Source organism: Paenibacillus dendritiformis (assembly GCF_945605565.1).
Taxonomy (GTDB): Bacteria; Bacillota; Bacilli; order Paenibacillales; family Paenibacillaceae; genus Paenibacillus_B; species Paenibacillus_B dendritiformis_A.
In genome coordinates, this window is the sequence record NZ_OX216966.1 from 5,391,324 (window position 1) to 5,404,301 (window position 12,978).

The following is a 12,978-nucleotide window of genomic DNA, read 5'->3' on the forward strand; positions in this document are numbered from 1 at the left end:
AGCATACGGAATTACGGAGGCTTCCCTGACCGACGGGGATATTGAGCATAAGGAATTGCGGAGGCTTCCCTGACCGACGGGGATATCGAGCATAAGGATTTACGGAGACTTCCCTGACCGACGGGGATATTGACCATAAGAAACTACGAAGGCTTCCCTGACCGACGGGGATATTGAGCATAAGGATTGCACAAGCATCATATCCCGCAGGAGCATCTGACCAGCTGCTCCACTGCCTTCCCTGCTCATCAACCCGATCAGAAAAAACAACCCTGACCGTGAGGTCAGGGCTGTTGGGTCGTGCTATTGTACACTATTTATAAATGAAGGGCCCGTCGCGGGCATTTCATTATAATTTAATGACATTAGCAGCTTGTGGACCACGGTTTCCTTCGGAAATTTCGAATTCTACCGCTTGGCCTTCATCCAAGCTTTTGAATCCATCGCCTTGGATTGCGGAGTAGTGGACGAATACATCGTCACCGTTTTCCACTTGAATGAATCCGTAGCCTTTTTCTGCGTTGAACCATTTTACAGTACCTTTCAAATTCAAAACCTCCTCACATAATCCACCCTTACAGGTGAATAATGTCATTATACTGGAGGTGTATGTGGAACGCAACTTTTTTTTGCCAATTCAATTTGATTTTCGCTCGCGGCCTGGGTTATCATGATCCTTACAAGGATGCGACACGAAGGCAGGCGCTGAATGCAAGCCCTGTCCCGGCACCGCAGAAATGAGGTTTTCATTATGATGAAGAAGCATGTCATCTACAAGCATGACAAATGGAACATGATGACGGTCGAAGTGCAAGGCCGTCATATCGTATTGCGCGAGATATCGGATCAATGGGGAGAAGAGTGTCACAACTTCCTTAGCCGCCCGGCACTGATGCAGTGGGCAGAGCAGCGTTTCCCGAAGGAAGACTACGCAGGCAAGGAAGAAGAGTGGCAGAGCATTATGGATGCGTTCAAGCAAGTCTAGGCTTGCTTCGCCTCCACGGCATAATATTAGTTCGATGAAGGCAGGTCGCTTATGAATTCGTCTACCAATATCATTTTCATCATTTTGGCATTCTCGCTCGGAGCGATACTTGTATGGAAAAAGGATAGTGTGCCGCCTGCCCTTCGCCGCCCGATGGCTATCGCGGCGCTCCTGTTCCTCGTCTTTGCCTTTTTCCTGATTGTCTATTCCTTCTGGACCGCCGGCACATAGACCCAGCGGTATCCGGAAGAACGTGTTAGACTCTCCCCCTGCCGGCCATACTATGGAAGTATGTTCATCAAGTCACGTTACGTTACGTTGGCATTATGAACAATAACGACAAGTATGAATCCGGAATACTTCAGGGGGGGGTTCGGATGAATCGGCAACGCATCCTTATTATGCTCACGGTCATCTCCGTATTGGGTTCGACGTTGATTCCGGCTACCGCCATTTCCCGTCAGGAGACGATGGCCCGTTCAGCCGCGAACTCATCGAATCCGTCCACAACGCAACAACCATTTAAGAGGAGGGTACATATGCAGCAATTGATGAAACGCTCGGAAGTTCCGCAGGAATACCGCTGGAAGCTGCAAGACCTGTTCGGCTCCCGGGCTGAATGGGATAAGGAATATGAACTCGTGCTTCAATTGGTCGACAAAATGAAGCAATACCATGGCAAGTTGAATGAAGCTGCCGCGCTCAAGGCATGCTTTGAGCTGGAGGACGATATTTCCCTACATACGGAACGTTTATATGTGTACGCCAGCATGAGCCATCACGAGGATACCGCTGATCCGGTCTATCAGGCGCTATCCGAGAAATCGAAGCAGTTGTCCGTCAAGGTAGGCGAGGCGCTCTCCTTCATTACGCCGGAGGTTCTGTCCTTGTCCGACGAGGAGCTGGATCGCTTGATTGCTGATCCTTCCCTGTCCGCCTATCGCTTCACGCTCGTCGAGATGAAGCGCCAGAAGGCTCATGTGCTGAGCAAAGGCGAAGAAGCGCTGCTCGCCCAGGTCGGCAATATGTCGAAGGCGCCGGAGACGATTTACAGCATGCTGAACAATGCGGATATGAAGTTTCCAAAAATCAAAAATGAAAAGGGCGAGGAAGTGGAATTGACGCATGGCCGTTACATCCAATTCCTGGAGAGCCGCAACAGCGACGTGCGCCGGGCTGCTTTTGAAGGCGTCTACTCTACATACCGCAAGCAACGCAACACGATTGCAGCGACGCTAAGCGCCAACGTAACCAAAAACTTGTTCTACGCGCGAGCGCGCAAGTATCCGTCCGCCCTGGAAATGTACCTGTTCGGCGACAATATTCCGAAAGAGGTATACACCAATCTGATCAATACGATTCACAAGCATTTGCCGCTCATGCACCGGTACATGAAGCTGCGCAAGCAGTTGCTTCAGGTTGACGAGCTTCATATGTACGATCTGTTCGCGCCGGTGGTCGAAGAGTTCGATATGGACATTACGTTCGAGGAAGCGAAAAAGATCGTCAAGGAGAGCCTCAAGCCGCTCGGCGAGAATTACCTGACCGCACTCCAGGAAGGCTTCGACAACGGTTGGATCGACGTGTATGAGAACGAGGGCAAGCGGACCGGCGCTTACAGCTGGGGCGCTTACGGTACCCACCCGTACGTGCTTCTGAATCATAAAGACAATCTGAACAGCATGTTCACGCTCACCCATGAGATGGGCCATGCGCTGCACTCGTATTACTCGGACAACAATCTGCCTTACCGCGACGCGCAATACACGATCTTCCTCGCGGAAGTCGCATCGACGCTGAACGAGGCGCTGCTGATGGACTACATGTTGAAGAAGACGAACGACAAAAAAGAAAAAATGTATCTGCTCGCCTACTATATCGATCAATTCCGCACGACGGTGTTCCGTCAGACGATGTTCGCCGAATTCGAATTGCTCATCCACGAGCATGCCGAGAAGGGCGAGGCGCTGACGCCGCAGCTCCTGTGCGAAATCTATTATGATCTGAACAAAAAGTATTATGGCGACGATATGGTTATCGATCAAGACATCGAGATGGAATGGGCTCGCATTCCGCACTTCTATACGAGCTTCTACGTGTACAAATACGCAACCGGCTTCTCGGCGGCGCAAAGCTTCGCGAAGCAGATTCTCGATGAAGGCCAGCCGGCGGTTGACCGCTACCTCGGCTTCCTGAAGAGCGGCGGAAGCGATTATTCGATCAACATTCTCCAAAAAGCCGGTGTCGACATGTCCGCACCTACGCCGATTGAAGAAGGCATGAGCCTGCTGGAATCGCTGATTGAAGAAATGGAAAAAATGGCTGCGGAAAAATAACAGAACGGATGGCGGGTTCCCTTTGGCGAATCCGCCATTTCCTTTTGCGCCTGCCGGCTCGACTACCTGCCGAAGATGGCCGAACCCGTTCGACCCCAGGAGCCGGGAGCAAGTGAGAATTCACCTTGTGACGGAAGGAGTCGAATATTATACTGGAATGTAGATACATAGAAATCATGAGGAGGATGCCTGATGCGCATTCAATGGTCCTTGATAGCAGGGCTCATCTTCGCTTTGATTACCGCCATCTTCGCCGTAATCAACGTGAATCCGGTACAAGTCAATCTGTTGTTCGGCACCTTCGAAGTGCCGCTCATCTTATTGATTCTCGGCTGCACGCTGCTGGGCGCCATCATTGTCGGCTCCTACAGCATCTATTTGCAGTACCGATCACAGAAGAAAATTCAACAGTTGGAGCAGCAGCTTGCCCAACTGGCGCCGGAGGCGGAAGCACTAGAAGCGGAAGTGCCGCTCCCGCCGGCCAACGAAGAGGTTCAAGGATTTACCGCCGAGAGGCGAAATCAGGAGGACTTGGCATAGCGGCTTGCCTTCGGCAAGCCGTTCCGGCTTATTTTCCAATATTGAGGAGGAATTCGTACGATGACTCAACCACACTCCCTATCTTCCCAGCCGCTGCGCGCTGACATTGATGAGAACTATGTCGCTTCCGTGCTGATGGAATTGCTGAATACTCCGTCTCCGACGGGCTACACCCATCATGTCATGAAGCGGATTGAAATCGAAGCTACACAGCTCGGTTACTCCTTCGAGCTGACACGCAAGGGCTGCGGCGTCATTCGCGTTCCGGGAACGAACCGCGATAGCGGCAAGGTCATCGGCTTGTCCGCTCACGTCGATACGCTGGGCGCCATGGTCCGTTCGGTTCATAGTGACGGCACGCTCCGCCTCACTTCCGTGGGCGGATTCATGATGCAGTCGATGGAGAATGAATACTGCCAGATTCATACTCGCAGCGGCAAAATTTATACGGGCACGATAATGAGCAATCATCCTTCTGTGCACGTATACTCCGATGCCCGTGACTACCGCCGCGAGGAAGCGAACATGATCGTGCGCATTGACGAGCCGGTGCAGTCGAAGCAGGATACGGAGCAGCTCGGCATCCGCACGGGGGATTACGTATCGTTCGATGCCCGCCCGGTGCGGCTTCCGAACGGCTATATCAAATCCCGCCATCTGGATGACAAAGCGAGCGTCTCCGCCCTGCTCGGCATGCTGGAGAGCATGAAGCGCACAGGCTGGCAGCCTCTCCATGATACCGTCATCTTTATTACGAATTATGAAGAAATCGGCCATGGGGCTTCGTATATTCCCCAGGAAATAACCGAAATGATCGCCATCGACATGGGTTGCATCGGCGATGATCTCGCCTGCAAGGAAACCGATGTCTCGATATGCGCCAAGGATTCCTCCGGCCCTTACGACTACATGATGACGAGCCGATTGATTGCCTTGGCTGAACGGGAAGGCATTGACTACGCAGTCGATGTCTATCCGCACTACGGTTCGGACGCATCCGCGGCTCTGCGCGGCGGCAACAATATTCGCGCCGCGCTTATCGGTCCGGGCGTGCATGCGTCCCATGCGATGGAACGCACACATTTGAAGGCCGTGCTGAACACGGCCCGGCTGGCTGCGGCGTATATTACCGAAGCATGATGATAAGACAGGGGACGGACGCTGCCGGGAGGCGGGCGCTCGCCCCTGTCTTTGTTCGGCAGAGCCGCCAGTTCGCGAACGCTGCCGACAGTCGGGCCCTACGCCCAGTTGGGACATTAGGAAGCTTAATGAAGGAGGAATTGGGATGAAAGAACAATTCTCTGCCCTGGTCGTCGACCGGACCGCGGACGGCGATGTCCACGCCGCCGTGCGCGAGCGGACGCTTGCCGATCTGCCGGAAGGCAGCGTGACGATACGCGTCGCCTATTCGGGCGTCAACTTCAAGGATGCCCTCGCCTGCTCGGCGGACGGGCATATCGTCAAGACCTACCCGTTCGTGCCGGGCATCGACCTGTCCGGCATCGTCGCCGCCAGCGACGACCCGCGCTTTACGCCGGGACAACGTGTCGTCGTCACCGGCTATGAGCTCGGCGTGTCGCATTTCGGCGGACTGAGCGAATATGCGCGCGTTCCCGGCGATTGGATCGTGCCGGTGCCGGAAGCGCTCAGCCTGCGCGATGTGATGGCCTTCGGCACGGCCGGCCTGACGGCGGCGATGGCCGTCGAGCGCCTGGAGCGGCACGGCGTACGCCCTGGTGACGGCCCGGTGCTCGTCACCGGCGCCAGCGGCGGCGTCGGCTCGCTGGCGATCGCCATGCTGGCGCAGCTTGGCTGCGAGGTCGTCGCAGCCAGCGGCAAGCCGGAGCTAAGCGATGCGCTCCGGCGCCTCGGAGCCGCCAGCGTCGTATCCCGCGACGACTGGCGGCCGGAACGCCCCCGCGCGCTGGACAAGCAGCGCTGGGCCGGCGTCGTGGACGTCTGCGGGGGCGGCATCCTGGCCGCCGCAGTCGCTTCCACGAAGTATGGCGGCGCTGTGGCCGCCACGGGGATGACAGCGGGCGGAGATTGGCCCGCCAGCGTATTTCCGTTCATCCTGCGGGGCATCACGCTCTACGGCATCGACTCGGTCTATGCGCCGCATGAGCTGCGATTGAAGCTGTGGAGCCGCATGGCCACCGACTGGCGCGATGCCGTACGCTTCGATGGCTGGGTGCAGGAGCTCCGGCTTGAGGACGTGCCGGCTTATGTGCGGACCATGAGAGAAGGCGGCATTGCCGGCCGTGCCATCGTCCGCCTGAGCGGAGACGGGCAATAGAACCCCGCCAACAGCAACAGACCGAGCGGTTCCCCCGCTCGGTCTGTTTTCCTATATGTGTGCCATGGCTATGCCCGGTCCTGGGCCTGCTTGTACTGCTCCCACCGCTCGCGCAGCTTCCGGGCCACGTCGTCCAGCGGCTCCGTGAACGCAACGACAGGCAGATTTACCGTCGCCTCAACCATGCCGCGATTGGCGCGAAGAAGCGTGCGCTTCCAGGATGGGAGATGAGCCAGCACGCGCTCAGGCTTCTCGACCTTGATGCCAATGAAGCGTTGATTCATGAATGAATAGACGAAAATATCCGTCACTTCCTCCCAGCTCACTTCGCCCACGCTGCTGATCGAGGCATTATCCACGAACCCTTGCTCACGCAGGATAAGGGAAGGACGCGGCGCGAGGATGCGCCACAGGGAATAGACGAGCGTCACGGCGAAGAAGCAGGCGGAGACGGCGCCTACCGCGACCGCAAAGCCTTCCTCGGCATTCATGAGGAATATCCCTGCCGCGACGAACAGCGCCGAGCCGAGCAGGATAGGAATCATTTTGCGCTTGCTCGGATACAACTCTTCGGATCCGGAGTACGAATGCGTTGATTCCAATACACATGACCTCCCGCTAACGAATCTATAATTATATACACACCGATTAATGCTTTGTAACAGCCTATTCCGCGGGCAAGTCCCTCACCTCGGAAACATCCGGACACATCTGGATACATTTGGATACATGCGGATACAGACCTCAACAAGCGCCCGGGAACAAGCCGCTGCCCAATCCAAGGGGCGGTCGTTCGGGGCCGGAGCGGAGAACGGCTTCCCTTACTTCTGCTTCTCCGCCTCGATCTGTTCCGCCAGCTCGCTCAAATATGTCCACCGCTCCATCAGTGCTTCAAGCCGCTGCTGGGCCGCGCTTTCTTCCTTCATCAATTCCTGCAGCCGCGCCGAATCGCTGAACGCCAGCTCCATATCCCGCTGGATCTGCTGAATGCGCTCCTCCGCCTCCATGATGTCGTCTTCAATCCGCTCATATTCGCGTTCTTCCTTGTAGGACATTTTCAGTTTCGGCTTCCGGTCCGACCGTTCCGATTTGCCTGCCGGGGCCGCTTCCTCCGGCGTCTGCGCCTTCGGCTTCGGCTCACCGGCCTCCTTCCCGTGCCGCGCCTTCCATTCCATATACTCGCTATAGTTCCCGACATGCTGGCGGATAGCGCCCTCTTCGAACGACCAGATCCGTTCAGCGACCCGATCCAGGAAATAGCGATCATGAGAGACCGCGATGACGACGCCCGGGAACTCGTCCAAATAATCTTCCAGCACGGCGAGCGTCTGCACATCCAGATCGTTCGTCGGCTCATCGAGCAGCAGCACATTCGGCGCTTCCATCAGCATGCGAAGCAGCTGCAAGCGCCGCTTCTCGCCCCCAGACAGCTTGCCGATTACGGTCCATTGCATCGCAGGCTCGAACAGGAACCGTTCCAGCATTTGCGCCGCCGTAATCGAATTGCCGTCGGCCGTGCGAACCGTCTCGGCCGCTTCGCGAATATATTCGATCACCCGCATCGACTCATCCATCTCCGCATGCTCCTGAGTGAAGAAGCCGATGCGGACGGTCGGCCCGAGAACGATCGAACCGCCGTCAGGCTCGCGCTCGCCGGCAATGATGCGCAGCAGCGTCGACTTCCCGCTTCCGTTCGGGCCAATGATGCCGATGCGGTCCTCCGGCACGGCGATATAGCTCAATCCCTGGAACAGCGGCCGATCCGCCAGTCTGGCTTCGAGTTCGTCCAGCTCCATTATTTTTTTCCCAAGACGGGCGGAGGCTGCCGTGATGTCCACTTGCCCGTTCTGCCCCGGCCCCTCCTGCTTCTGCAGCGCCTCGAAGCGCTCGATCCGGGCCTTCTGCTTCGTCGTCCGCGCTCTCGCGCCGCGCCGGATCCAGGCCAGCTCCTGGCGGAGCAGGTTCTGACGCTTGTCCTCCGACGCCGCTTCCCGCGCCTCGCGGTCTGCCTTGAGCTCCAGAAAGCGCGAATAATTGGCTTCATAGAAGAACGCCCGTCCCCGATCCAGCTCCACGATCCGGTTCGCTACCCGATCCAGGAAATAGCGGTCATGCGTAATCATCAGCAGCGCGCCGCTTCGCTTCTGCAGCATCGTCTCCAGCCAAGTGACCGTGTCGTTGTCGATATGGTTCGTCGGCTCATCAAGCAGCAGCAGATCCGACGGATGGATTAGCGCCGCCGCGAGGGCGACGCGCTTGCGCTGGCCGCCGGACAAATCCCCCATCTTGGCTCCGAATTGATCCAGCCCGAGCCGGGACAGAATCGACTTCGCCTCGCTCTCCAGCTGCCATGCCTGCAGCCGATCCATATCATCGGTCGCCCGGATGAATGCCGCCTGCGCCGCTTCATCGTCCGGCCGCTGCGCGGCCCGTTCCAGCGCTTCCGTATATACGCGCACCGCGGTCATGTCGGGAGCATCTCCGCCCAACACCTGATCCAGAATGGTCGCCTCCGGATCGAATTCAGGCTCCTGCGGCACGAAGCGGATCGTAATCCGGCTGCCGGCCAGCACTTTTCCTTGCTCGGGCTGCTCCCAACCCGCTATTGTGCGCAAAAAGGTCGACTTCCCCGTCCCGTTGACACCGATAATGCCGAAGCGATCCCCTTCCTCAATGCCGAAGGATACGTCCCGGAACAGTATTTTGTCGCCATAGCTCTTGCCCAGCTCTTCAATCGTCATGATGTGCATCTTGTGTTCCCCCATTCCCGTCCTGTCTGCTTCCCCTGGCGGTTCGGCATGCCCCGCATACCACAGCCAAAGGGGAGAACCGTCGGTTCTCCCCCGTAATCTCCTCAGCGCTGCCCGAGATAGCAGCAGTTGCTGCCAATTCTACTGCTTCTACCGCTTCGGCTCTCACTCTTCACCTCGGGGAGCGGATCCGTTCCCGGCATCCCCGTCCGGTGAAGCCGTTCCCGCCGCCGGACAGCCGTGAATGAACAAATCAGCCACGAAGCGGATGCGCTGCTCCATATCTTGCTCGGTGAACTCCGGAGAGAACAGCATGTCCATCTTCATCATATCCAGCATCCCCGTATAAGACTTCGCATGAAGCACCGGCTCGGGCAGCTCGAAGCGCCGCATCAGGCCTGCCATCGCCTCGATGTAGCGATGCATGAATTTGCACAGCGCCTGCATCATATCGGGATCTTTGTTCGGCGACTTGAAGAACAGATTCGTATACTGCCTCCGTCTGAAATAATAACGCAGATGATGATCTGCAGCGAAGCGCAGCCCATCCTCCAGCGAACCGGCTTGGTTCAAGCCGTAATCGAGCTCGCGCAAATATTGTTCAAAATCACGGACCGACATGGCCGTGAACAATTCTTCTTTGCTTTTGAAATAAATATAAATCGTTCCTTTGGCAATGCCGGCCTTCTCGGCGATGTCCGACATCTTCGTCTCATAGAAGCCATTGGCACCGAAAAGCTCATAGGCCGCATCCAATATCAGATGCAGTTTGTCGCTTTGCCCGTAACTCATCGGCACACCTCCTTCCAATCTGACGCAAGCCATGCAATCTCAGCTGCTGATACGAATATATCACGAGATCGGCAAGTTGTCGATTTGGCTCCCGGCGGCCATGCGGCGGCTTACCCTCCGGCCAGCAGCCAGATGAGACAGGAGACGGCCGCGCCGGCGCAGGAGCAGAGCAGATTCACCCGATCGTTGTTGAGCCAACGGTAACCGCGCACCAGATCCGTCGCGCTTCCGCAATGCGAGATCCGTTCCGTATCCGCGCCGCAGTGCGGGCAGCGGTAGCCTGCCTGCAAGGTCGCGCCGAGCAGGGAGTCGAGCAGCGCCCCGGCCAATCCGCCCAGCGTCCCGGCAATCAACAGGACGGCCAGCGCGCGGAAGGACGTCTCCGGCCCGGTCTGCAGCGGATCGAGCAGCAGGAAGACGACCGCGGCTCCTCCAATAACGAAGGCGCCTGCCGCCGACGCCGCCGTCCCAAGCAGAGACACGCCGCCGGACGTTCCCGGCGGAACGACCCGGCCGTTCACGATCGATCGCGGCGGGCGGCGGCTCAGACTTCCGATCTCGGTCGCCCATGTATCGGCGTTGACCGAGGCCATCGCCCCGACGAAGAGGGCGACCCAGGCGGGATGGGGCGCGATAATATAGGCAAGACAGAGAAGCAGCCCCAAGCCTCCATTGGCGAATACCTGCCCTGCATCCCGGGTCCCTGATTTTTCATAATTATCCTCAAAGCGCCCCTTGGCCTTCTTCTTCCACTTCGACCATAGCGTCGACGTCACAAAAAAAGTAAGCAGCAATCCGAACCAGATGAGCGCGCCGCCGCCGCAATAGATCGTCCCCATCACGATGGCCGCCGCGGCGCCGGATCCGGTTAACGACTTCTTCCACCATGCGGCCCCGGCCACCAGCAGGCTCCCCAGCAGCCCGATGATCCAGGGACCCCAGCTCGAATGCCATCCGATAACTTCCTGTATCAATCGCACTCCTCCTAACCCGCCGATTAATTCTGCGCCGCGATGACGCAGGAGCCCAGCCGTTCTCCGTCCCAGCTTAATTCCAGGCGATCCCCCGCCTGCACCGGGCCGACCCCTGCCGGCGTTCCCGTGAAGAGGAGATCCCCTTCTCCGAGCCCATAATGACGGGCCGTATAATCAATCAGCGTGTCGAGAGAGAACAGCATCTCCTCCGCGCGCCCCTCCTGCACGAGGCGCCCGTTGTTATGCATGGCGAACAGCGTCCGTTCTAGCGTCTCCGTGCCCGGAAAAGGCAGAAACCGGGTGACCGGAGCCGAGTTCAACACGCCCTTTGCCGCCAGCCACGGATGGCCCTTCTTCTTCAAAACGTCCTGCACGTCGCGCAGCGTAAAATCAATCCCAAGGGCAAAGGCGTCGACTGCTTCCGCAGCCGTCATGCCCGGCTCGACCCGGCGGCCGATGTGAAGCACCAGCTCCACTTCATGATGGACCGCCCCACGCTCAAGCGGGAGCGGCAGCATCGTATCCGTCTCCATCGTTATCACCGCATGGGAAGGCTTCAAAAACACCATCGGCTCCTCGGGAACCGCATTGCCCAATTCAGCCGCATGCAGCCGGTAGTTGCGCCCGATGCAATAGACATTGCGCACTTGGCGCCCGTCACTCATCATTCCTCTATGATCGCTCATCGTTCATCTCTCCCCCTGGATCTATAGATAGCCGGCCATCCGGCGGCTCACTTCTTCACATGCGTCACGCGTCCCTCCGCGTCGATGGATACCTGGTCCGATATGCTCTCCACTCGCTGCAGCACCGCCCGTCCCGCTTCCCCTTCCAGCGGAACGGCTTGCCCCAGTTCGGTATAGAACGGAACGACGGCCAGCTCGCATTGGCCCTGCTTCGTGCATTCCGCCTGCAAGATGGCGGTCTCCCACGTGACGGGCTGGATGGCCCGCGTAAAAATAAAGTTCCCGAGACTATAGGCGATCCATTTGCCTTTGTACTGCTCCAGGCCTTGCAGGACGTGGGGATGTCCTCCCACGATCAGGTCGGCGCCCGCATCAATATACAGGCAGGCCAGCTCCCGCTGGTAGTCCTCCGGGAAGTCCTTCTTCTCCTTGCCCCAATGCGCAATGACCACGACGAGATCGGCGTGCTCCTTCGCCTTCGCGACCGCTTCCGCCGCCTTCTCCTTCATCACGTCATAAGTGGTTGCCAGCCCAGGCTTGTTCTTGCCCGCATACCAGCTCACTTCCGGAACGACACGAGTGAAGCCGAGGAAGGCGAGTTTGATGCCCTGACTCTCGAGTATGACCGGCCTAAAGGCTTCCTCCGCATCATGCCCCGCCCCGACGTAAGGAAGATGAACTTCCTTCAGCGCGGCGAACGTATCCAGCAGCCCCTCTTCCCCTTGATCCATCGAATGGTTGTTGGCCAGGTTGACGAGGTGAATGCCCGCATCGACCATCGCCTGCGCCGTCCGCGGCGATGATTTGTAGACGAATTCCTTGTCCTTCGCCGGGACTCCCCGCACCGTCAGCGGCGTCTCCAGATTGACCGCGGCAATATCCGCTTGTTGGAACCACCGCTTGGCGTGCGCAAAAGGAAAGTCAAATCCATGCTCCTTCACGACATCCTCCACGCGTCCGGCCGTCATCACGTCGCCGGCGAAGGCGAGGCGGACGCGCGGTTCCTCCTCTGGCCCGCTCCCCGGAAGAGACGCATCCTGATTGGGATGTTCCGTATCCGCCCCCGCCTCTTGGCCGTCGTCAGCGCCGGCGGACGAACCGTCTGGCTCATCCCCCGGCAGCCCGCTCGCCGGCTTCTCCGGCGCTGCCGCTTCGCCTCCGTTGGAGGCTGCTGGCGGCTGCGTCCATTCTGCCTGTTCGCCGGACAGCCATCCCTGCTGCCAACCGGCGTAGGCCGTTCCAGCGACAATGGCCGCCAGCACGATATTCAGGACAAGCAGCGGGCGGCGCCGTCTCCTTCGCACGCGCCCTTCCCACTCCTTCCGCGATTGTCTCAATGTACCGCTCCTCCCGCCCGATTTTTGCAAATATGTCTCATTATAACGCGTTCCCGCCCTTTTTTTCCAATCGATCCATGAGGCATAGGTAACGCAACCGCTCTTCCCGCAGACGGCACCAGGCTCGATGCCACCATTCCGCTTAACGGCTCATGCCTCTTCCGCCTACAATTCAACCGATCTCGTTGCCCGTGTCCACAAGGTGAAGCCGCGCTCCAGACCACGCCAAAAAGCCGCGCTTCCGCGCGGCTTCTATTGAAATCTGTTACGTTCTCTGATCCG

At 58.1% G+C, this 12,978-nt stretch carries 13 protein-coding genes; 6 read left to right on the forward strand and 7 right to left on the reverse strand.

Annotated elements, in window-relative coordinates; translation table 11 throughout:
• Nucleotides 1-349: 349 nt before the first annotated feature.
• On the reverse strand, nt 350-595 hold the full coding sequence (locus NNL35_RS24185; RefSeq protein ID WP_172879032.1) for a cold shock domain-containing protein: 246 nt from the start codon (nt 593-595) through the stop codon (nt 350-352).
• A gap of 156 nt (nt 596-751) precedes the next feature.
• On the opposite strand from NNL35_RS24185, the gene NNL35_RS24190 reads away from it, so the two are divergent.
• From NNL35_RS24190 to NNL35_RS24215, 6 genes are all read left to right on the forward strand, one after another.
• On the forward strand, nt 752-985 hold the full coding sequence (locus NNL35_RS24190; protein ID WP_111157118.1) for a hypothetical protein: 234 nt from the start codon (nt 752-754) through the stop codon (nt 983-985).
• Between the two features lie 51 nt (nt 986-1,036).
• Nucleotides 1,037-1,216: a hypothetical protein gene (locus tag NNL35_RS24195; RefSeq protein ID WP_111157119.1), complete on the forward strand. Its 180-nt coding sequence runs from the start codon at nt 1,037-1,039 to the stop codon at nt 1,214-1,216.
• A 308-nt stretch (nt 1,217-1,524) separates the two neighbouring features.
• The gene (gene pepF, locus NNL35_RS24200; RefSeq protein WP_254554003.1) at nt 1,525-3,321 is read left to right on the forward strand and encodes an oligoendopeptidase F; all 1,797 of its coding nucleotides are present in this window, start codon (nt 1,525-1,527) and stop codon (nt 3,319-3,321) included.
• A 192-nt stretch (nt 3,322-3,513) separates the two neighbouring features.
• Entirely contained in the window at nt 3,514-3,861 is a 348-nt protein-coding gene (locus NNL35_RS24205; protein WP_111157121.1) for a LapA family protein, read from the forward strand.
• A 60-nt stretch (nt 3,862-3,921) separates the two neighbouring features.
• Entirely contained in the window at nt 3,922-5,001 is a 1,080-nt protein-coding gene (locus NNL35_RS24210; RefSeq protein WP_254553803.1) for a M42 family metallopeptidase, read from the forward strand.
• Between the two features lie 145 nt (nt 5,002-5,146).
• Complete coding sequence (locus tag NNL35_RS24215) at nt 5,147-6,157, forward strand: acrylyl-CoA reductase family protein (RefSeq protein WP_254553804.1); 1,011 nt, start codon at nt 5,147-5,149, stop codon at nt 6,155-6,157.
• Between the two features lie 68 nt (nt 6,158-6,225).
• On the opposite strand, the gene NNL35_RS24220 is transcribed toward NNL35_RS24215, so the two are convergent.
• The 6 genes from NNL35_RS24220 to NNL35_RS24245 form a co-directional block, all read right to left on the reverse strand.
• Entirely contained in the window at nt 6,226-6,759 is a 534-nt protein-coding gene (locus NNL35_RS24220; protein WP_254553805.1) for an STM3941 family protein, read from the reverse strand.
• 219 nt (nt 6,760-6,978) lie between these two features.
• Nucleotides 6,979-8,907, reverse strand: coding sequence for an ABC-F family ATP-binding cassette domain-containing protein (locus tag NNL35_RS24225; protein ID WP_254553806.1), 1,929 nt, complete (start codon nt 8,905-8,907; stop codon nt 6,979-6,981).
• Between the two features lie 165 nt (nt 8,908-9,072).
• Complete coding sequence (locus tag NNL35_RS24230) at nt 9,073-9,699, reverse strand: TetR/AcrR family transcriptional regulator (protein WP_254553807.1); 627 nt, start codon at nt 9,697-9,699, stop codon at nt 9,073-9,075.
• A gap of 110 nt (nt 9,700-9,809) precedes the next feature.
• Nucleotides 9,810-10,673: a DUF92 domain-containing protein gene (locus NNL35_RS24235; protein WP_254553808.1), complete on the reverse strand. Its 864-nt coding sequence runs from the start codon at nt 10,671-10,673 to the stop codon at nt 9,810-9,812.
• A 23-nt stretch (nt 10,674-10,696) separates the two neighbouring features.
• The gene (locus NNL35_RS24240) at nt 10,697-11,359 is read right to left on the reverse strand and encodes a fumarylacetoacetate hydrolase family protein (protein WP_254553809.1); all 663 of its coding nucleotides are present in this window, start codon (nt 11,357-11,359) and stop codon (nt 10,697-10,699) included.
• 47 nt (nt 11,360-11,406) lie between these two features.
• Nucleotides 11,407-12,696: a CapA family protein gene (locus tag NNL35_RS24245; protein WP_254553810.1), complete on the reverse strand. Its 1,290-nt coding sequence runs from the start codon at nt 12,694-12,696 to the stop codon at nt 11,407-11,409.
• Nucleotides 12,697-12,978: the final 282 nt, after the last annotated feature.